The 19,633-nt window shown below is 57.7% G+C and carries 17 protein-coding genes; 5 read left to right on the top strand and 12 right to left on the bottom strand.

Annotated elements, in window-relative coordinates; translation table 11 throughout:
- Positions 1 to 4: 4 nt before the first annotated feature.
- Genes K0V07_RS05000 through K0V07_RS04980 form a run of 5 tightly spaced genes read right to left on the bottom strand, consistent with a single transcriptional unit; the run spans position 5 to position 5,711 of the window.
- The gene (locus K0V07_RS05000) at positions 5 to 442 is read right to left on the bottom strand and encodes a biopolymer transporter ExbD (RefSeq protein ID WP_220623440.1); all 438 of its coding nucleotides are present in this window, start codon (positions 440 to 442) and stop codon (positions 5 to 7) included.
- Between the two features lie 6 nt (positions 443 to 448).
- Positions 449 to 850, bottom strand: coding sequence for a biopolymer transporter ExbD (locus K0V07_RS04995; protein WP_220623439.1), 402 nt, complete (start codon positions 848 to 850; stop codon positions 449 to 451).
- A 20-nt stretch (positions 851 to 870) separates the two neighbouring features.
- On the bottom strand, positions 871 to 1,659 hold the full coding sequence (locus K0V07_RS04990) for a MotA/TolQ/ExbB proton channel family protein (RefSeq protein ID WP_220623438.1): 789 nt from the start codon (positions 1,657 to 1,659) through the stop codon (positions 871 to 873).
- 48 nt (positions 1,660 to 1,707) lie between these two features.
- Positions 1,708 to 2,796: a tetratricopeptide repeat protein gene (locus K0V07_RS04985; protein WP_220623437.1), complete on the bottom strand. Its 1,089-nt coding sequence runs from the start codon at positions 2,794 to 2,796 to the stop codon at positions 1,708 to 1,710.
- Positions 2,793 to 5,711 carry a tetratricopeptide repeat protein gene (locus K0V07_RS04980; protein ID WP_220623436.1) on the bottom strand — a complete coding sequence of 973 codons (2,919 nt, stop codon included), beginning with the start codon at positions 5,709 to 5,711 and terminating at the stop codon, positions 2,793 to 2,795. The genes K0V07_RS04985 and K0V07_RS04980 overlap by 4 nt, the downstream gene beginning before the upstream one ends.
- A gap of 259 nt (positions 5,712 to 5,970) precedes the next feature.
- Here K0V07_RS04980 and K0V07_RS04975 point away from each other — a divergent pair, with 259 nt between their 5' ends.
- From K0V07_RS04975 to K0V07_RS04965, 3 genes are all read left to right on the top strand, one after another.
- Entirely contained in the window at positions 5,971 to 7,131 is a 1,161-nt protein-coding gene (locus tag K0V07_RS04975; protein ID WP_220623435.1) for an LptF/LptG family permease, read from the top strand.
- A 90-nt stretch (positions 7,132 to 7,221) separates the two neighbouring features.
- The gene (rpsR, locus tag K0V07_RS04970; protein WP_185676999.1) at positions 7,222 to 7,410 is read left to right on the top strand and encodes a 30S ribosomal protein S18; all 189 of its coding nucleotides are present in this window, start codon (positions 7,222 to 7,224) and stop codon (positions 7,408 to 7,410) included.
- Between the two features lie 29 nt (positions 7,411 to 7,439).
- Entirely contained in the window at positions 7,440 to 8,432 is a 993-nt protein-coding gene (locus tag K0V07_RS04965; RefSeq protein ID WP_220623434.1) for an L-threonylcarbamoyladenylate synthase, read from the top strand.
- A gap of 174 nt (positions 8,433 to 8,606) precedes the next feature.
- On the opposite strand, the gene K0V07_RS04960 is transcribed toward K0V07_RS04965, so the two are convergent.
- From K0V07_RS04960 to K0V07_RS04950, 3 genes are all read right to left on the bottom strand, one after another.
- Positions 8,607 to 10,958, bottom strand: a complete 2,352-nt coding sequence (locus K0V07_RS04960; RefSeq protein ID WP_220623433.1) for a polysaccharide biosynthesis tyrosine autokinase — start codon at positions 10,956 to 10,958, stop codon at positions 8,607 to 8,609.
- A gap of 25 nt (positions 10,959 to 10,983) precedes the next feature.
- The gene (locus tag K0V07_RS04955) at positions 10,984 to 11,688 is read right to left on the bottom strand and encodes a polysaccharide biosynthesis/export family protein (protein WP_220623432.1); all 705 of its coding nucleotides are present in this window, start codon (positions 11,686 to 11,688) and stop codon (positions 10,984 to 10,986) included.
- Between the two features lie 83 nt (positions 11,689 to 11,771).
- Complete coding sequence (locus K0V07_RS04950; protein ID WP_220623431.1) at positions 11,772 to 12,968, bottom strand: outer membrane beta-barrel protein; 1,197 nt, start codon at positions 12,966 to 12,968, stop codon at positions 11,772 to 11,774.
- Between the two features lie 302 nt (positions 12,969 to 13,270).
- Here K0V07_RS04950 and K0V07_RS04945 point away from each other — a divergent pair, with 302 nt between their 5' ends.
- The gene (locus K0V07_RS04945) at positions 13,271 to 14,917 is read left to right on the top strand and encodes a tetratricopeptide repeat protein (protein WP_220623430.1); all 1,647 of its coding nucleotides are present in this window, start codon (positions 13,271 to 13,273) and stop codon (positions 14,915 to 14,917) included.
- Positions 14,918 to 15,114: 197 nt separating this feature from the next.
- On the opposite strand, the gene K0V07_RS04940 is transcribed toward K0V07_RS04945, so the two are convergent.
- Complete coding sequence (locus tag K0V07_RS04940) at positions 15,115 to 16,422, bottom strand: hemolysin family protein (RefSeq protein WP_220623429.1); 1,308 nt, start codon at positions 16,420 to 16,422, stop codon at positions 15,115 to 15,117.
- A complete protein-coding gene (gene hisC / locus K0V07_RS04935; RefSeq protein WP_255568157.1) occupies positions 16,419 to 17,477 on the bottom strand; it encodes a histidinol-phosphate transaminase in 1,059 nt (352 codons plus the stop codon). Before hisC ends, K0V07_RS04940 begins: the two co-directional genes overlap by 4 nt.
- Positions 17,478 to 17,638: 161 nt before the next feature.
- On the opposite strand from hisC, the gene K0V07_RS04930 reads away from it, so the two are divergent.
- Positions 17,639 to 18,592, top strand: a complete 954-nt coding sequence (locus K0V07_RS04930; protein WP_220623427.1) for an SDR family oxidoreductase — start codon at positions 17,639 to 17,641, stop codon at positions 18,590 to 18,592.
- Positions 18,593 to 18,655: 63 nt separating this feature from the next.
- Here K0V07_RS04930 and K0V07_RS04925 read toward each other — a convergent pair whose 3' ends face one another.
- Positions 18,656 to 19,141, bottom strand: a complete 486-nt coding sequence (locus tag K0V07_RS04925) for a hypothetical protein (RefSeq protein ID WP_220623426.1) — start codon at positions 19,139 to 19,141, stop codon at positions 18,656 to 18,658.
- Positions 19,142 to 19,143: 2 nt separating this feature from the next.
- Complete coding sequence (locus K0V07_RS04920) at positions 19,144 to 19,596, bottom strand: hypothetical protein (protein WP_220623425.1); 453 nt, start codon at positions 19,594 to 19,596, stop codon at positions 19,144 to 19,146.
- Between the last annotated feature and the right edge of the window lie 37 nt (positions 19,597 to 19,633).

The raw sequence follows: 19,633 nt of genomic DNA, 5'->3' as shown, positions 1-19,633 counted from the left end.
CGAATTACTCAGCGGAAAAAGATACGAATTTAATCTGCGCGGAGGCGCAGGCATTGAGCACGTCGATCGAGCGCTGGTGCAGCGACGCCGGGGAGGCTACGATGGTGACAGATGTACGGATGTCACCACGGTCTGCCGAGGCTTTGAGGCGCTTAAGGGTACTGACCAACTCGGGCATCGTCCGGCTGTTGACGTTGTCCATCGGCGCCCCGTTGAGGAAGACATCGCCGCTGGGCTCGATATCCACCACGTGCTCGTTGGGCAGCTCCACGTTTTTGGGCGGAGGCAGGTTAGCGGGGAGCTTCAGGCCGAGGTCTGCCTCTTCCTGGAAGTTCGTCGTCACCATGAAGAAGGCAAGCAGCAGGAACACCACGTCGATCATCGGCGTGAGGTCTGTCTTGTCCTCTTCGGCGAGGGCGTTGACGCGTTTTCTCTTGGACATGGTGGGCTAACTCTGAAGCGTGGCGAAGATAATATCGAAAACCCCGTTCTCGGCGCAGGTCTTCATAATGACCTGAATGTACTCGTGCGGTGTGTTAGCATCCGCACGGACGTAGACGCGAAAACCGGGTATCTCCTGATTGTCGATCCGGATACGCTCAGAGAGCTCATCCAGAGTGACGGGCATCATGCCAATGAAAGCCTCGCCGTTTTCAACCACGGTAACTTCGAGGCGGCGGCTATTGTCCTCAGGGACCACTGACTGGTCCGCCTGGGGCATGATGATCTCGACCTTTTGGGTAACCGCCGCGGCCACAACCATGAAGAACACGATCAGCAGGAACACCACGTCGATCATCGGCGTGATGTCCATGGCTTGGTCGGGCGTTTCGGGGCGATGTGTTTTCATCGGAGGTCAGGAGCAGGTGCTCAGGAGGCGTGACGGCGGATACCCTTCATCATGTCATGGAAGAGGTCACCAACGGACCGGTCCACACGAGAGGTAATCTTGCCGTAGATATTCTTGAAAACGATGTAGAAGAACATGGCCGGGATGGCGACGATCAGACCGGAGGCCGTGGTAATAAGGGCCTCAGAAATGTTATCGGCGAGCATCTGCGGGTTACCCATGCCCTGGGTGGCGATAGCGTTAAAGGCCTTCACCATACCGGAAACCGTACCGAGCAGCCCGACCATCGGGGACAGCGTGGCGACCACGGAGAGCATGTTGATCATGACAAACGGAGCAGCGAGCTCTTCAGTGGAGGCTTCTTCCATCGCTTCCTTCATCGAGTCCGGGTCAATGTGCTGACCGTCGATACGCTCCAGACCGGCACTGACGATATTGGTCAGCACGGAGGGGTTCTCGTCGCAAATCTTGCGGGCTTCGTCGAACTGGAGATTCTCCAGAGCGGGGCTCAGCTTTTCGGCCAGATCCGGGCGCAGGAACGGCTTGGTGCGGATCATGAGCAGATTGTAAATGATCAGGCCAACGCCACTGACGGACAGGGCCAGCAGCACCCACATGGCATTGCCACCAGCCTTGAACAGGTCCCAGAGGGACTTGCTGGCGGCAGCGTCAGCCTGAGCATCTGCTTCGGCGGCCTGCTCGGTCTGAGCGGCGTCATCGGCCTCCTGGGCAAGCGCGGGCAGTGGCACAGCGATCAGCGCAGCCAGTCCCAGCGAGAGCATGGTGATCAGTTTCTTAAGGTCGTACATACGGGTAGGGTGTTGTGGTTGAAAGGAAAGGTTTTGGGAAAATGTGGGTTAGCTGCCCTTGGGGAGTTTGGCCATCTGCTCGCGGCTCTTTTCACCCCAGGGGGTGCTGCCGAAGAACAAATCGACCTCGCCGTAAATCTGACGGGCAACGGCGGGACGCCCGATTTGCTGATAAAGTGTACCGGAGCGGTAAAACAGCTCGGGGGTCCACGGGTAGCTGATATCGGCGGCGACAACGCCCTGGCTGATGCTGCCCATCGCTGCGTCGGTGTTACCTACGGCCATGGCGATCAGGCCCTGAACAAGCTTTTGCAGGGAGAAGGCCCGCTCGTCGGGGCCGATCTGACCGGCCTTTTCGACAAACAGCTCGGCCGTCTGGGCGCGCCCATCTTCGACATTGCAGTAAGCGGTCCATAGCATGGCCTCCTTTTGCACCTTGGTGCCGGGGATGTCCTGGATGCGCTGGTAGAGGAAAAGAGCTTCGGAGGTGTTACCGCTCTCGCGCAGGCTGTTGGCGAAGCGCATGACCTTGGGCAGCAGAGCCTCGTTGTTTTTATTCAACGGGATGCGATTCAACAGGCGCAGGGCCTCTTCGGTCTTGCCCGCCTCAACGAGCTTCTCGGTCACGGTAAAGGCATAGTCGAGGTACTGCGGGTCGAGCTTGGGCAGCGGCAGGGACTCCATCAACGCCGCGGACTCATCGAGGTAGCTACTGTTGGCCAGCGCAAAGATGAAGCGGTCGACGATGGGGTGGATATTGATATTGCTCGCCGGCACCTGCAAGAAGCGCACCAGCGGGTAGGCGTATTCGCGCATGCCCTCGACAGCCCGGTCATAGCTGCCGGCCTTGATCATGCTCAACTGGCTCTCGTATTCCTTCGGGGGCGTGTAGAGGAGAGACAGGCCGGGCGTATTCAGGGGGAGGATGATCTCCTGCGGGTTGGCCGGGTTATAGCGGAAGACCAGCTCGTTGCCCTCCAGGCCCATCAGGTACAGTTTATTGCTGGCGCCACCGGTTCTGTTAACGATGGGCACAGGCTGCGAGCCGTATTGCTGCACGTAATTCTGCCCCTGTGCGGGAAGGGCCACGGCGACGACGGCCAGCGTCAAAGCGGTTTTCAGGAAAGAAGTCATCACAGGGCCGACCTCGCTTGTTTGATTTTATCGTAGTAAGGGGTGTTTTCGAGGGAGGGATTGGAAAGGAACTCGTCGTAGGTGCGGCGGGCATCGTCGCGGCGACCCAGGCTTTCCAACGCCTGACCACTCTGAAAGTATGAGGCAGACGCCCACTCGGGGAATCCGGCGTAGCCGATGTAAACGCGTTCGAAGAAAGCCTGTGCCGAGGGCCAGTCCTTCTCCTCCATATAGGTCAGGCCGGTCTTGTAGAGAGCCTCAGCCTGATACTCACCGCGCCATTCACGGCGTGAAATAATCTGCTGGTACTTCCCGCGGGCACCATCGATATCGCCCTGCTGGCGCATGGCATCGGCCTCGCCCATGGCAGCCAACACCACATCCGGGGCACCGGGGAACTGGGCCTGAGCCTCATTGAAGTAGCCGATCGCCTCGTTCCACTGATTCTGCTTCATGCTGAGGTTACCCAGGGCGAGATAGGCCTTGAGGCGGCTCTCGTAGGCATCCGGGTGGCTCTCAAGCACGGTCAGGTAAGCCTGACGGGAAAGGAGCTGGTCGAATTCCTCAGCCTGCTTGCCGATCCAGATCAAAGTCTGCGGGCTGGCATAGGCAAGATCCTGATCGGTATAGATGCGGCCGTCATCCGCAGGTGCGTCGAGGCCGTCCAGGGTCATCGCCAGGCGCAATGCCAGCGTATTCTCACCCTGGGATTCCGCCTCGCGGTACATCTTGGTCAGCGTGGTGGCAGGGTCTTCTTTCGGGAAATCGGCATCAACGGCGCGCACCTGCTCCAGCCACTTATCGACCGGGCTCATGTTCTCACGCAGGCCAACGCGGAACTCCTTCGAGTAGAAGGCTTCCTGGATGTCCTGCTTGATCATCGGGTTTGCCCGGAGGTAATCGAAAAGGTATTGGCGGTCGGTGATGATCTTTTCGCGGAAGGCCTTGTCGTTTTTGACCTTTTCCAGGAAGGCGAGGGTCTCGTCGATCTGGGCACGATTCTCAGCGTACTTCTGTCCATAAACCTCCAGGATGAGGTCCACCCCGTAGGCTTGGGGATCATTACCAAAGCGTTTTACACCCTTGAGGTACTCGGCGAGCATTTCCTGCGGGCGGCCCTGCAGCTCGCGGGCGCGGCCCAGCTCGAACAGTGCGCCGGTGAAGTCCCCCTGCTCGCGGTACTTATCCATGTAGTCCTGGAAGTTGCGAGCCATCTCGTCGTAGCGGTGATTGCTCTCCAGCAAGTCGCCCTTCTGGAAGTAGGCGTTGCGGATAAAGCTCTCGGAGTCGGTGTACTTCTCCACCTCGGAGTAGTGCATCAACGCCGGCTTGAGGTTACCCGTGGTGGCGTAAATATCGGCCAGGAAGTACTCGACCTCCCCGCGCAGATTGCTGTTCGGGTACTTCTTGATGAAAGTGAGGAAGTCCTGCTCGGCGCCCTTGTAGTTCTCGACCCCGAAATAGCAGATACCGCGGCGGTAGAGAGAGTCCTCAGCGTAGGCGCCCGTATTGTAATACTGGATCATGACGCTGAAGTGCTCGATCGCATCCTTATAGTCGCCCAGGAAGATATCCGCCAGGCCGATCCAGTAGTGGCAGCCTTCGGACATGATGCCCTTGGGGTACTTTTTAAGGTAGCCGTTGAACTGCTCAATGAGGTCGCCGAAGCGCTCAAGCTTCACGTAGGTCGCGCCCATCATGAAGATGATCTGGCTGGCATACTCGGACTCGGGCTTTTCAGCCAGGAACCCACGCGCCAGATCGAAAAAGTCTTCGTACTGGTTTTTATCCAGGTAGAACTGGCAAAGCCGGACGATAATGTCGTCGGCGTACTTTTTCCACGACTTATTCCCGACGTAGGTTTCACCCATGGCGATGACCTCATCGGTCAGCTTGAGCTCAGTGGCAGCACTGAAAGCAGCATAGAGGAAGTCCTGCGCGGCGGGGTGGTTCGGGTAGTCCTTGACCAGCTCCTTATAAGCGAAAAACGACTCCCAATCGCGCCCGGTCAGCAGGAAGGTGCGCGCGATACGCACTTTAAGCTCGGGGGTGTAGTCCTTGATCTTCTTCAGGGCACCGATCTGGGCCTCGGTATTGAGGACGGAGGTTTCCAGCTCGGCAAGCTGCTCGCCCTCCTGGGTGGAAAGTTTCAGCAGGTTGAGCTGGCGCTGCAGGCTGGCCAGGTAGTCCTGCTGCCAGTCCACAATCTCCTGCACGGTGAGCACCATGCGGTACATGAGCATGGCCTCATTAAAGCGCTGGAGCTTGGAAAGTTTATCCCCGGCCTCGAGCAGGGCAACGTTGAGCTGAAGGCTGTAGCGGGCGGGCGATTCACTGACCAGATAGGGCAGCAGCTTCATTGTATCGTCAAACTTGCCCTGAGCGATGTAGGCTTCCATCAGAGCGGCCGCGGCCTTGGCCTCATCATCCACGGTACGGGCCTCGTCCAGGTAGAGCTTGAACCACTTCAGCCCGGCATTCCAGTTCTTCGAGATGTAGAAAGAGCCCACGATATTGCGCAGAGCCTCGATCCGCTGGTCAGAGTCCAGGCGCATTTCCAGCGGGGGCGAGAGCAGCTTGGCGTAGACCTCACCGGCTTCGTTAAACTTCTGGAGCCCACGCAGGGCATCGGCCATGGCCAGATTTGCGGTAACGGCAAACGAGCCGTTGGGAAATTCCTTGTTCAGGCGCTGGAACCACTTGATGGCTTCCTGGAGGAACTTGGTGTCATTTTCCTCGCCGTATTCGACCAGGTAGCCAACCCCCATGTAGAAGTAGACGCCGTTAAGGCTCTGGCGCATATCCTCGCTCTCGCCCTCGAAGCGCTTGATCATCTCCTGCAGGTAGGGCCGGGCACCCATGTAGTCACGGTGCTCAATGAGGTCTCCCGTCTCCTTCTGGAGCTCGGTAAGGGTCATGCCAGACGTATCTACCTCCTGTCCCCAGCCAGTCAGCTGGAAGCAAAAGAGGGTCAGGATAAGTGTCAAGCAAGGGTAATATCGAGTGCGGGCCTTTCGGATCACGTCGTCAATCTAGTGGGGGGTAAAAACTGCGAGCTGTTTAGCCAAGTGAATTTCCTGCGATTTTGCCAGAAAAAATATTTATATTGGAAATATCACTTAAAAGCACCTTTGCATGGGTGAAAGCACCCATCGTCAAAAACAGCACTTGTCAGGCGTGAAACGGGCAGCCAATGTTTTCGCCATCCTCCTGCATCGGTACATTTTTCGTTCAGTGCTGATGGCGACGGTTATGGCCGTCGCCATGTTTGTGTTCGTCCTGGTCGCGGGTAACGCGATCAAAGAAGTGTTTAGCCTGCTGGCCTCTGGCCGCGTGGGCTGGGGGCAGTTCATCTACCTGATGGCCATCCTGATCCCGCGCGTGATCCCCTACGCACTGCCGCTGGGCATCCTGACGGGCGTCCTGCTGGTGCTCGGACGTCTCTCCGCTCAAGGAGAAATCCTCGCCATGAAAGCCGCCGGAATCAGCCTGTGGCGCATCGCAGCCCCGATTTTCCTCATCGCCATGGGCGGCACGGCCTTTGCGGTCGCGATCGGCTTCTACTACGCGCCCATGGCCGACACGCTCTACAAGCGCTCACTGGCCAACGTCGTGCGCGAGGACCCGCTACGATTTTTCCAGCCCAAGACCTTCGTCAAAGAGTTCCCCGGTTACGTCTTCTACTTCGAGTCGCGCGAAGGCTCGACCGTGAAGAACCTGCGCACCTGGCTGATCGGAGACAAAGGCAAGATGACCCGTTACCTGACCAGCAACTCGGGGGTGATCAGCTTTGACGCAGAAAGAGACGCCATCCGCCTGACTGTCGAGCAAGGCTCTGGAGAAGGCCGCAGCGAAAGTGATGCCGAGGATGCCGGTGGCATTCAATCCCTCGCCGCCGAGCAACTCAGCTTCAGCCTCTCGCTGGACGCGCTTTTCGGAGAGCGCAGCAAGGAACGCAAGCTCTCCTACCTCAACCTCAATGAGCTGCTGGGCAAGCGGCAGCACTACATCGAGAACGAGGAAGGGCTCGACGAGGAGACCCAGACGGCACGGATTAACCAAGTGCAGACAGCCATTCAGAAAAAGGCCGCCATGGGCGTCGCCGTGCTCTCTCTGTGCGCCATTGCCATCCCACTGGGCATCAAGGCCAGCCGCTCCGAGACCTACGCCAACCTCGCTCTCGCTCTCGGCCTGGCTCTCACCTATTTCTTCCTGCTCGTCGTCGTATCCTGGCTTGAGGGCAAGCCCAGCCTACGCCCCGACCTGCTGATCTGGGTGCCAAACCTGCTCTATCAGGGGCTCGGTTTCTACCTGCTCAGCCGCGTCAACCGCAACTAAGCACCCCCTCCCCGCCAAAAAGAGACAAGAAAGGGTGCATTTTCCCCTTGCCTTTGCTCTGAAAACCGCTTTGATCCAGCGCTTTTTCCCATGTCTGAAGAGAAATCACAGAGCAAGACACCTCAGGGCCTCGACTTCAACGATGTCGATATCCTGAAGCGCTACGTCACCGACACCGGCAAGATCCTGCCGCGCCGCATCACTGGTCTCACGGCCCTCCAACAGCGCCGTATCACCAAGGCCATCAAGCGCGCACGCAATCTGCTGCTGATGAAGTAAGCGGCCGCGTACGCGGTTAATGACCCGCCATGCCGTCCGCAACCATACTGGGTGACTCGGACGGAGATGTCCGCATGGCCGGAACCCTCCTGCGTGAGGGTCAACTTATAGCACTCCCCACCGAGACTGTCTATGGTCTGGCCGGGAATGCCCTACTGGAGGATACCGTCCGCCAGATTTTTACCGTCAAGGGACGCCCTCTTATTGACCCCCTCATTCTGCATGTCCATGAATGGAAGCAGGTTGAGAGCATCACAGCGGAGATTCCACCGCATGCCCGGAAGCTGGCTGAAGCCTTCTGGCCCGGCCCCCTGACTCTGATTTTACCCAAGGCTGACTGTGTCAGCGACTTGGTCACGGCGGGTAACCCGACCGTCGCCGTACGCATGCCGGCCCACCCGCTGGCCCGTCGCATCCTGCAGGCCGCAGACGTCCCCCTCGCAGCGCCTAGCGCGAACCCTTTTGGCTACATCAGCCCGACCTGCGCCGCTCACGTGATGGACTCCCTCGGAGAGCGCCTGAGCTGGATTGTCGACGGTGGCCCCTGTCAGGCCGGCATCGAGTCCACCATCGTCGATGTGTCCCGACCGGACGCCGTTCGCCTGCTACGTCCCGGCCCCCTCTCCCCCGATGCACTTTCCGCCACGCTGGATGGACTCCCCATCTCCACTCATACACCACAGGATGCGGCCAAACCAGCCGCTCCGGGCCTGTTAGCGCGCCATTACAGCCCGAATACTCCCCTCTGCCTAGTTTCACACGGTGAACAGCCTCCAGAGGCTCCAGAAGGCCGCTGCGCATGGGTCGCCACCTCCCGCCAACAGGCTGAAAGCTCCCCCAGCGGCTACGATCGTTACTGGTTCAGCGAAACCGGCGACCCCGAGGACATCGCGCGCACGCTTTTTGCCATGCTGCGTAAACTCGACACGCTCGAGCACTCGCGCATTTATATCGAGCTCCCCCCCGCCAATGGCATCGGCCTGGCGCTCATCGACAGGCTCACTCGCGCTGCCGCCCGATAAAGACCGGCCCCACCGCTCCAACACGCGCCTGTAAAGCAACGGCCGTGTGCGGACGAAAGCTTCGATCATATCGCCCAGAAACTCTTTGGGGCAAAAGAAGCTTTGTCCTCCATCGACAAAAAAACGGCGAAGCCGAAGCTTCGCCGCTGTTAAAAGGTAAAGACTACTGTCTGATCAGGCCTTGTCCCCAGGGGTCGGGTCATTGGGATCACCGACGGGAGCGACGGGAGGCTTGGTCTTGCGCTCCTTCGTCTCGGTCATGACATCCTCGCCATCATCGGTGTGATAATAGCTCTGGTAGGACTTATCGTAGTAGTTCGCGTAGTAGTAGCTGGCTACCGCGACGCTGATCTGATTCAGAATCGCACCAAAGACCGGTGTATTCGACTCGATGATCCGGCGCAGGTTGGCCTTGGCCGTGCGGCGCTTCACCGCATTAAACTTGATGACATAGATGATGCCGTCCGCATGCGGGAGGATCGTCAGCACGTCACTGACAGCACCGATAGGCGGCGAGTCAATGATGATGCGGTCGTACTGCGAGCGCAGCTCGTGCAGCATCTCCTCATAGCGCGGGCTGTTGAGGATCTGCGTCGGGTTTTTAGCCTTACCGCCAGCCATGAGCACGTCGAGATTCGGATAGAGCTCCTCGACGATGGCTTCCTTAAGGGAGACTTCCTCGTTGAAATAGTGGATGATCCCCTTGTGGGCTTCCTCGATCTCAAGAGATTTGCCGACATTCGGCATGCGCAAGTCACCGTCAACGATCAGGGTCTTCTCACCGTGAATGGCAAACGTGAGTGCCAGGTTGGTGGTGACGAAAGACTTACCCTCACTGGGTGAGGTACTGGTTGAGACGATGACCTTGGCGTTCCGGCTCGCTTCATTGATCTTCAGAGCGGAGTGGATAGCCCGGAAGGACTCGGTCACGCGGCGGTCCACATTTGCGGCCACAGCGCGCGCCTTTTCCAGCGAGTTCAGACGCTTGATACGCGGGACAATCCCGATCAGCGGCAAGCCGACCGAAGTCTCAACATCGAAGGCGGACTTGATACGGTCATCCAGGAACGCGATGACAAAGACGATACCCAAACCGAGGAAGACCCCGCCAAAAGCCCCGACGAGCAGATTCATCACTACATTGGGCTTGGCCGGATAGGGAGAGGGCAATGCCTTTTCGATAATACGGGCACTGGGCAATACCAGTGAAATGTTGTTCTTCTCCTGCTCAAGGCGGAAGATGATGTTAGAGAGCACGCCAACATTGACCTCCAGGTCTTGCTCCAGCGATTGGTACCCAACCGCGAGGCGCTGCAGCTCCTTAATGTCGGCTTCTTTTTCAGCCAGACGCTTTTCGGCCTGCTCGTAAGAGTTTTTGCCCTCTACGTACTCGACGCGGATCTCCTGAATAGCGGACTGCACGGCCGAATCCAGCTCCTGCTTGGTCTGCTCATGGCCACGTACCGCTTGCTCCAGATCGGGCCACTTGGGGCCGTAGCGCTTGCGCATGGAGGACAGCTCGACCTCCTGCATACTGAGCTGGCTCAACAGGTCAGCGATACGCGGGCGATTGGAGATAAAGGGCAGGTTCCACATCGGCTTCCCCTCGGCGACATGCTCTTGAACGAGCTGCCAGCGGTTCTCAAGGGTGTCGAGCTGGGCCTTAGCTTCTGTTACAAGCTGGTTGAGCTGGAACATCTCCTGAGCCTCGATGTTTTCATCCGGCTCCAGTGAGGTACGATTCGATTTCTCACGGTACTCAACCAGTTTCTCGCGAATGGCGTCCACTTCAGCGCGCTGTTCGTCAGCGCGCATGCGCAGGTCTTCGACCGCTCGCATCGACAGGTCGATATTCAGGCGCACACTATACATGATGAACTCATCCGCATAGTAGTTCGCAATCATCGCGGCGACATCAGGCTCCGGATGGAAAAATCCAATCCGGATAAGCATGGTCGAGCGAATGCTGTCGATTCTCTTATTTTTGTAAATGATCTCAACCAGGCTAGGCTCGCGAGAAGAGAAGCGTACCTCATTGAGGTAGGGCTCCATGATCCGCGCCCGGTCCTCTTCCTTAATACGGGAAGCCACCGCCTCAGCCATGGCAATCGTATCGAGGATCCCCACCTGAGTCATAAAGTCCTCATTGGTAAGAATACGGTTCTCCTCAATATCACCGCTGCCGAGAATATCGGGGTCATCGCGCAGCAACTGGATGCGGGACTCCGAGTAGAAAATTTCTGTGGTACTGAGCGTGTACAGCAGCGTGCCAACAAAAACGATGAAGAACGTAACCAGGAAATGCCAGATACGCTCCCGCAGGATCATCAGGTAGTCCTTGATGCTGCGCTGAGGAGTACCCTGCTGGCCCCCTCCATAGTTATTGCCGCCGCCGTAGTTGTATCCGTAGCCGTAATAATAGCCGCCGTAGTTGCCTCCGCCGTAGTTAGAGTAGCCGGGATAGGATTGTCCGTAGCCACCATAACCACCGTAGCCGCTACCCGATTTAGATTTCTCGTCGCTCATGCTGCGGGAATTTTACGTGTATTAATTAAATAATGCGTTCATCGACAATGACATGGTCACCATCTTTGAGCTTAATGTCAGAGACTTCAGGGCTTTCAAGAATATCTCCAAAGTCCACTGTGATGACCTCCGTTTGCCCATCCGGATTCACGCGGCGGATCTTGATGTTACCGCGACGTGCCAAGCGGGTCAGACCGCCAGCACTATTGATCGCCTCCGTCAGGCTCAGCTCTCGCTCAGGGGGAATCGGAACCGGACCGGGCCGGTTAACCATCCCGTGCACGTAAATAAAACGCTCGGTGTACTGAAGTACCAAAATGGTCACATGGGGATTAATCAGATAATCACCCTTATATGCTTGAGTAACAAGATTCTGCGCATCGGTAACGGTCATGCCGCCAATGGGCATTTCACCGATCAACGGCAGAGAAACCGTCCCGTCGGCAGACAGGCGGGACTGCACCTGCAGCATGGGTTCCTGGAAAACATCAACCTGGATCACATCCATCGGCTGGAGGATGTAATTACCGGCGACAACACCGGCAGTACTTGTCGGGGCACGTGGTCCGCTGACAGGAGAGGTAGAGGGGTTAGCAGGCTGAGATGCTGACGGAGGGGGCGAGCTCTGGGAGCCATCGGAAGATGCGGCGCCCCCGTCCTGAGCCGATAACGTCGGCGAGTAGAGGCACATCGCGGAGAGCAGCAAACAGATGCGCAAAAAAGGGCTCATGGTAGATATAGGGTTTATTAGACAATTGCGGGAAGGAACCAATGGGACCTTCCCGCAATGAAAATGTTCAGACTAATTATCCGTTAGTAGCGGATAGAGGCCTGGAGATTCACGATATTGTTATCGTAACTGAGGCCGGGTCTGTTCGAGTCATTCTTAAAGTAGGTGTAACCAAGCGAAAGGCTGAAGATCGGATCCGGGGTCCAAGTGATGGAAGCACCGGCCGTGTAAGTGTTATCTTCGCGGCCAGCAACACCAGCAGTCGTTGACTGATTCGTCTGGTACTGGGTGTTGTAGTAATCAAAGTCTGCCTGCGCTGCGAGGTAGGTATTGATCTGGTACTGGGCACCCACACCCGTGCCAATGTTGTCAGTCGAAGTACCCTGACCACCGACACCGAAGTCCTTGTTGATATCGAAGAACAGATTCAGCTTGTCGGAGAACTTGTAGGTGAAATTCGAGTAGATGGCAAAGCGACCGTCACTGGTCACGCCACCACCGTCACGAATCTGATAACCGATATTCACATTCGCATCCAGCTTGGGGAGGACTTCACCGGTAACGGCGAGGTTGAGGAAGTAGTCGTTATAGTTACGGCCAGGCTCGGTATTGGTCGGCTCGGTATCGGTGTAGCGGTAACGGAAGCCCGGTCCAAGGCTCCACTTGGGAGTCACCTTGTAAAACAGATCGACGGGCAGGGTGTAAGTGTCGTTGCTGGCATAAGCACCACCAAAGGTCTGATTATTGGTGTAATCGGTGCGGCTCCAGGTGAAGCCACCAGACATCCAGTACTTCGTGGAGATCTCATACTGGCCATCGATGAAGGCGTTGTAGAGGTCGCGCTTAACCAGGTTAGAATTCAAAGCCGGGTTACCAATGTTTGTCCCCTGCGAGTTCTGCTGGGTCTGGACATAGGAGAAGCCGGTCTCAGCCGAAATCGGGCCATTCTCGTAGCTGGCGTCGAGGTAAAGGTTTGCCCGCTGCGTGTTCAGGTTATCAAAGCGGTTGTAAAAGTAAAAGTCTTCGCGGAACAGCAGGTTGACGTTAAACAGGCTATTGCGTCCGAGATTCATCTCCACACCAGGGCCGACGATAAACAGAAAATCATCTTCTGCGGTGGCAGAGTTAAAGACATTCGTCTGATAGCGGCCAGCGACAATGCCATTAAAGAAAATATCGACCGTATCAGCGACAGTCACGAGAGGTGCCGCTTGAGCAGTACCACCAGCAAGAAGTGCGGCGGCTCCGATCAGGGCGGAGAGAGGAGATGTTTTTTTCATAGACGGTTTGCAGCAGGTGGTAGGATTGATTAATCGCAGAGCCCGACAACTTGCAGAAACTGATGGGCAAGGCAAGATTAACTCTTATTTAAAGCATTGAGTCAGAATATTCCCGGATTTGCCACACACCACTAGCCTAGTCAAGAGCGTTCTACTCCCAAACTCCAGTCAAAAAAACCCTAATCGTCACATTACAGGCAAAAAACCGCATTGATTTTCATGAAACGTTCCCAAAGATGACCTGTCCTCTTGTCTAGCAACTGCATCTCTATTCGAGTTTCAATACCTTTACTATTCTCGCTATGGCCCGTAAGAACACAAAATCCGATTCCAAAAGCAGCCGAAAAACCATTTTGCTGGGATTCGCCGTACGACAAAGAGGGCCCAGCGGAAAGTGGCGCATCCGGTTCCTGTGGGGGCGCATCTTCGGGACCCTCGCCCTACTGGTCATTGCGAGCTACCTGGCAGGGGCCACGGCCATCTACTTCTACTTCAAGGAGCGCAAAAGCTACGAGGAGGTCTCGTACACCGACGTCCTCACCCTCCCCTGGAATATGGAGGGCTTCCAAAAGCAGCGTGGTGACTACGAAATCGAACAGGCGAAACAGTATCTGCGGGAGAGCGATGTCCGCAAAGCGTATTTCTTCCTGCGCTCCGGTGTCGTCCATAACCCGACGAACCTGGAGGGCCGCTCAATGCTCTCGGAGTTTAGCCTGCTGGCAAAGCGTCCCCCGGAAGACGCCATCAGCATCATGCGTGGCGGCATCCCCTACGCGGGTAATGACAAGGAATATCTAAAGCGCTACATCCAGATGCTACTGCGCTATCAGCAGGACCAGGAGGTGATGGATGTCGCCGATAACCTGCTCAGCAAAGATCCTGGCCCCGAAGTCCAGCGCCTGCTGGCCCTGGCGGCTGCCACGGCCCACTACTACCGAGGCGATTTCGACCAGGCCGAGGACTATGTGAGAGACTACGACCTGGACGACGACCTTGAGGGCACTCTGCTCTCCGCCAACATCAGCTGGGACCGTGGCCAGCAGCAGGCGGCCATTTCGAAGCTGGAATCATCCCTGGGCAAGTATCCTAACGATGAGCCGATTTATGCCTTGATGAGCCGTTTCTACCGCGACATGGGCGAGCACGCGAAAGCACGCCGCTATGCCGTCCTCAGAAACATTAATTCCCCCCTCAGCGTTACCCCCCGCATCGACCTGCTCTACAGCCTCGACAATACCGATCAACAGGAGCGCGCCGATCGTGAGGCAGAAACCATCCTGCATCAGTTCGGAGATAACGAAAAAGCTCTGATCGCCCTGGCAAATTATGCCACCGACTCCGGCCGGGTGGACCTGGCACGGCGCATCTACGAAGCCGCACTGGAGAACGATTTCAACATCGCCCCGTTTGCCCTGCTGCTGGTCGAAGCCCACATCACCAGCTCTGATTATCAGGGTGCGATCAACTTCACCGAAGAGCTGGCCAAAGAAAAACCCGAGTGGATGGAGCGTAATCTCGGCGTCTTTAACAGCCTCCGAGCCGTCGCCTACTATGGAATCGGCAACAAGGACTACAGCGACATCTACCTTGAGCAGTTCCTCAAGCAGAGCAGTGTCCGTGTAGACACCCTCATCGCCGTTTCCCGCCGCTTTGTCGACCTGGGCGGCAAGGAACAGGCCCGCAAAATCCTGACGAAAGCGATCGAGGCTAATTCAGACAATCAGGCTGCCCTTTCCCGCTTGATCGAACTTGAGATCGACATGGGCAACTCGGCCCAACTCGGCACCTACCTCAAGAAACTCCTGCAAATGCGCCGCCCCTCGGCGGATCTGCTCATGAAGGCCTACCGCAGCCTCGGTAGCGACCGCTTCATCTACACGCAGGACCGGGAGACGCTACTGATCGAGCTGGATACCATTATCCACCCTGAGAAGCAGCGCCCAAGCTGAGCTTGGCAAAAAAGCACGTTTCAGGATAGCGCCCCGCTTGTCTCGCCTCCGAGAGGGAGACGGTGAATGGCTCATAGTGCCGCATCAGCGGGAAGGATATTGAGCCGCACACTGGGCAATCGCCCGATATATGCGGTTGCTCCGCCAACGGCCATCGTACCCGTCTACAACATGCGGCGCAGGGAATCAGCAGCGGATTAATCCTCAGCCTCTTCGTCGGAGCGCAGGCGAACCGTTGCCGACAGGATGCGTTTCTCGTCCACTTCGAGAATGGTAACCGCGAGTGGCGGAGTCTCGATTTCGAAGTTTTCGCCTGCATCCGGCATCCGGCCAAGCTCGTCGGTAATCCAGCCCCCAAAGGTGGACGCCTCGGTATCGCCGACGTTGATCTCCAGCGCCTCCTCCAGATCGTGCAGGGGCGTGAGCCCGTCGACATGGAAGGCCTCTTCGCCCACCGGACGGACCATGGCGGTTTCCGCCACGTCGAACTCGTCCTGAATATCTCCGACGAGCACCTCCAAAATGCCCTCCAGGGTGATCAGGCCAAGCGTGCCGCCGAACTCATCCCTCACCACGGCCATGTGAAACTTCTGCTGAAGCATCGTTTCCATGGCGTTTTCCAGCGGATCGGACTCGTCGAAACTCAGAATCTGGCGGCGGATGCGCAACAGGTCCACGACCTGCCCCTTGCGGCGGAAGATGTCCTTGATGTGGATCAGGCCGATGCAGTGGTCGAGGTCCTCCTCACACAATGGGAAACGCGTGTGCCCGCTCTCGCGGGCCATGGCCAGGTTTTCCTCCACCGTGAGGTTCACATCCATGTACTTGACCTGATTGCGCGGCAGGAGCACGTCCGAGACTTCCAGGTCCCGGATGCGCAGGGCGTTGCGAAGCAGATTGCGGATACGCGGGCTGACGGAGACCTCTTCCTCACCGAGAGCACGGATCTGCACCTCGTAGTCGAGCACGTTAAAGTCTTCCTTCAGCTTCAGTTGGAAAGGCTGCAGGACCAGCCCGGCAACCTTGCGGAGGATGCGGGACCACGGCGAAACCAGCGTGACAAAGCCCAGGATAAACCACGAGGAGAAGCGCAGCGAAGCCTGCGGATAAGCCAGCGCAATCCCGCGCGGAACCAGAAAACCGAATACGCTCGTTAGCGAGACCGTCAGGACAAAGGTAAACAAGACCAGCAAGGTCTTACCCGGCTGTTCTGAAAACCACTCGATACGCCCGATCAGGAAGAAGATCGTAGGCACGAGCACCAGACCGAGCCCGACTGTCGTCAGCAGCACCCCAAAGCGCAGCACCTGGGCGATCTGGCCACCCCGATCCAGCAGCAGGGCCACCCGGCGGCTCTGGCGCAGGCGATCCATCGCCTCGTCATCGAGGAGGCTGTAGCGCACCTTGACCATGCTGATCTCACAGACGACCAGCATCGCGTTGATAAACAGCAGCAGTAGGAGAAAGACTCCGTAGAGAAGAAAATCGATGGCGGTCAAATTCACCGTCGTTCCGACTCTCCTTTCAGCGATGCGGCATCCGGTCCGGCCAGAAGCTCCTCCAGCGCGCCCAGCAACCTGGTATTTTCCTCCTCAGTGCCCACCGTCACCCGCAGATACTCGGACAACCCGTAACCATGCAGCGGGCGGACAATGATGCCACGGGCCTCCAGCAGTTCAAAAACCTTCCGTGAGTCCGCGACCGCCATGAGCACAAAGTTCGCCTCACTCGGCGGGCAGTCCAGCCCGAGGCGCTTGAAGCCCTCGGTCAGCTGCTTCAGGCCCGCGCGGTTGGATTCACGGGAACGCGTCACAAAAGCGTGGTCATCGAGCGCCGCCAGTGCGGCCGCCTGGCCAATTCCGGTGCTGTTAAAGGGCTGGCGGACCTGATTCAGAAGCTTGATCAGCTCGGGATCGCCGTAGCCGTAGCCCACGCGCAGCGAGGCCAGACCGTAAATTTTGGAGAAGGTACGCGTGCAGAAGACCTTGTAGCCCTCGTCGATGAGCGGACGCAGATCAGCGGGCTCATCGAGATACTCGGCATAGGCCTCGTCGAAGCAGAAAATCACGTGCTCGGGGAGCTGCCGAATGAAGGACTTGAGGTCGTCCGGATCGACTACCGTACCCGTCGGATTGTTCGGGCAGGGCATGAAAATGATCCGGGTGCGGTCGGTCACCGCGTCGGCCATCGCGTCGAGGTCGTGCGCGAGGCCCGGCATCGGGACGGAGACCGGCTTCGCGCCAAAGAGCAACGCCGCCAGCTTATACACGATAAAGGCGTACTCGCCGAAGATGATCTCGTCGCCCGGCCCGGCAAAGGCCTGAGCCAGCAGCACCATGACTTCGTTTGAACCGGTACCGACAAAGATCTGCTCCGGCTTGAGGCCGCGTACCTCGGCCAGCTTTTCACGCAGCGCGATGGCGCTGCCATCCGGGTACAGGTGAGCGTGCCGCATGGCTTGCGCAGCGGCTTCGACAGCCTTGGGCGAGGGGCCCATGGCGTTTTCATTAGAGGCGAGCTTAAGCACGCCGTTGGGGTCGAGGCCGAATTCGCGTGCCACGTCCTCAATCGGTCGACCCGGCTCATAAACTGGCAGGGAGAGTACTCCCGGCCTGACCAAATCCCGGTATTTCATTTGAAAAAGACCCCTTAAGCTGTCATATCCCCCTTTGCTTGCAATCCTAAACCACAGACTGCCACGATCAGCATCTTCCGTACCTGATGAAAATAGCCCTGACAGGAGCCTCCGGCCTCGCCGGCCACCATGCCGCCCTCGCCGCCCTGGCCCGCAACCACGAAGTCCACGCCTTTTACCACTCGCGTAAGCCGACCCCTAAAGGCCTCAACCTGCACCAGCTCGACCTCAGCGAGCCCGAGAGCATCGTCGGCCCATTGCTGGAGCTCTTTCCGGACGTGATCATCCACGCCGCCGCCGTCTCCAGCCCCGCTGACTGCGACGCCGACCCCGAGCGCGCCGAGAAGCTCAACGTCGCCCTCCCCCGTCGCCTCGCGCAGGTCGCCCACCACCTGGGCTGCCGCCTCATCCACCTGTCTACGGACATGGTCTTCGACGGGCAGAGCGGCACCCCCTACCGCTCGACGGACCTGCCCAACCCCATCGGCCTCTACGGCCAGCTCAAGCTCCTGGCCGAGCGCGAAGTGCTCGAACACGGTGTGGACGAGGCCACCGTCCTGCGCATCCCCATCCTCACCGGAAACAGCCCCTCCGGTACCCGCTCGGTTCACGAGAAGCTTTTCCACGCCTGGGCCGCAGGCGAGCGCCCCACCCTCTTCACCGATGAGATCCGCCAGCCCCTCTCCGCCGCCAATCTCGGCGAGCTGCTCGTCGAGCTGTGCGAGCGTCGCAACCTGCACGGCATCTTTCACTGGGCCGGCAACGAAACCGTCACCCGCCACGATATGGGCCTGCGCATCCTGAAGCGCTTTGGGCTGCCCGAAGACCTCATCCAGGCCGCCTCCTGCGAGGGCCAGCGCCGCGCCTCTGACCTGCGCTTTGAGCTGGCTCCGCTCGTGGGCAAGCTCAAGACCGTCCCGATTTCCTATGAGTTCCAGCTCGACGAGATGGAAGTCCCCGCCGCCTCCCGCCAATGGTACGAGCAAACCAGCGGCCGCTCCGCCGCCCCCGTGCGCCTGAAGAAGGGCGTGGATTTTTAGGATAGAGAAACCGCAAAGGACACAAAGAGCGCGAAGAAGAGGCCGAGGGCGACCGCCACGGGTTCATTTACCTGTGGAAGAAAACTCATTCCATGCCTGGACGGCAATTTGCGACAGAAACTCGTCTTCGGGGATCCAATCCGTAGCGCCACTCCCACGCAGGACCAGTCGCATCATCTGTCCTGTATGCCATTCGCTCGGGAACGGTGCCGCTGCGATGATCCGTTGCGCATCACTGTCCTCAGGCCACACACGGGTAGCAATGATCCAGTCGGCTCCTCTCTTGGGCACATCATAGGAGACTCGAAACTGGTAGTATTTAGGGTCCTGAGAGTATTCAGGGAGTCCATACATGCTATCCGGTAACCGCCCATGCTCTTTCTGGTACTGCACCAAAAGGAATCCCAGCTGCCGCAGACAACTACTGTTCGCCGTATTGATCGCCGGAGGGGAAAATGACCCAACGAGCGCGATGAAGAGCGCGCATAGACCGATTAGCACTACCACGATCAGTGCGAGAACAATAGGGATACGAATTCGCTTCTTCATGCTCATTGCCCCCTTGCTTTCATCATGGCCAGAAACTCATCCTCCGGCATGCGGGTGACTACGCAATCCCCCATACAGACCAAACGCTGAGGTGCTTTTGATTCAAAATAGTAGGGAACGGGTGCAGCCAACATAACTTCCCCCGGATCAACGGGGTAGCTAGACGCGAGTATAATCCAGTCACCACGTACCACATCCCCATCATGGACATCGCGAAATGAAAGCTCCTTCCTGTCCTCCACATACTCAGGCAAGGCAAAAACACTGGCTGGCAAGAGGTGCTGTCCATCAGATGCTTCGCAGTAGTTAGAGAGCATAAACCCCATTTGCCTGATATTGCTGGCATTAACACGACTCGGTGAGCGATAAACATGCCCACACATAGGCAGAGCAACAAACGTCAGCAAGACAACGACCACAATTGCGGAGATTGCTACGACTTTGTTAACCTTCATCTATAACAAAAGCTATCCAGAATAAGTTAAGCATTCA

This window comes from Ruficoccus sp. ZRK36 (genome assembly GCF_019603315.1).
Classification (GTDB): domain Bacteria; phylum Verrucomicrobiota; class Verrucomicrobiia; order Opitutales; family Cerasicoccaceae; genus Ruficoccus.
The sequence above is the reverse complement of the archived record's forward strand: the minus strand, read 5'-3'. Positions and strand labels throughout refer to the sequence as shown.

Bases quoted from the DNA above. Each gene is read 5' to 3' on its own strand.
- K0V07_RS05000 (WP_220623440.1), bottom strand. From the start codon at position 442: ATGTCCAAGAGAAAACGCGTCAACGCCCTCGCCGAAGAGGACAAGACA.
- K0V07_RS04995 (WP_220623439.1), bottom strand. From the start codon at position 850: ATGAAAACACATCGCCCCGAAACGCCCGACCAAGCCATGGACATCACG.
- K0V07_RS04990 (WP_220623438.1), bottom strand. From the start codon at position 1,659: ATGTACGACCTTAAGAAACTGATCACCATGCTCTCGCTGGGACTGGCT.
- K0V07_RS04980 (WP_220623436.1), bottom strand. From the start codon at position 5,711: ATGACCCTTACCGAGCTCCAGAAGGAGACGGGAGACCTCATTGAGCAC.
- rpsR (WP_185676999.1), top strand. From the start codon at position 7,222: ATGTCTGAAGAGAAATCACAGAGCAAGACACCTCAGGGCCTCGACTTC.
- K0V07_RS04965 (WP_220623434.1), top strand. From the start codon at position 7,440: ATGCCGTCCGCAACCATACTGGGTGACTCGGACGGAGATGTCCGCATG.
- K0V07_RS04960 (WP_220623433.1), bottom strand. From the start codon at position 10,958: ATGAGCGACGAGAAATCTAAATCGGGTAGCGGCTACGGTGGTTATGGT.
- K0V07_RS04955 (WP_220623432.1), bottom strand. From the start codon at position 11,688: ATGAGCCCTTTTTTGCGCATCTGTTTGCTGCTCTCCGCGATGTGCCTC.
- K0V07_RS04950 (WP_220623431.1), bottom strand. From the start codon at position 12,968: ATGAAAAAAACATCTCCTCTCTCCGCCCTGATCGGAGCCGCCGCACTT.
- K0V07_RS04945 (WP_220623430.1), top strand. From the start codon at position 13,271: ATGGCCCGTAAGAACACAAAATCCGATTCCAAAAGCAGCCGAAAAACC.
- K0V07_RS04930 (WP_220623427.1), top strand. From the start codon at position 17,639: ATGAAAATAGCCCTGACAGGAGCCTCCGGCCTCGCCGGCCACCATGCC.
- K0V07_RS04925 (WP_220623426.1), bottom strand. From the start codon at position 19,141: ATGAAGAAGCGAATTCGTATCCCTATTGTTCTCGCACTGATCGTGGTA.
- K0V07_RS04920 (WP_220623425.1), bottom strand. From the start codon at position 19,596: ATGAAGGTTAACAAAGTCGTAGCAATCTCCGCAATTGTGGTCGTTGTC.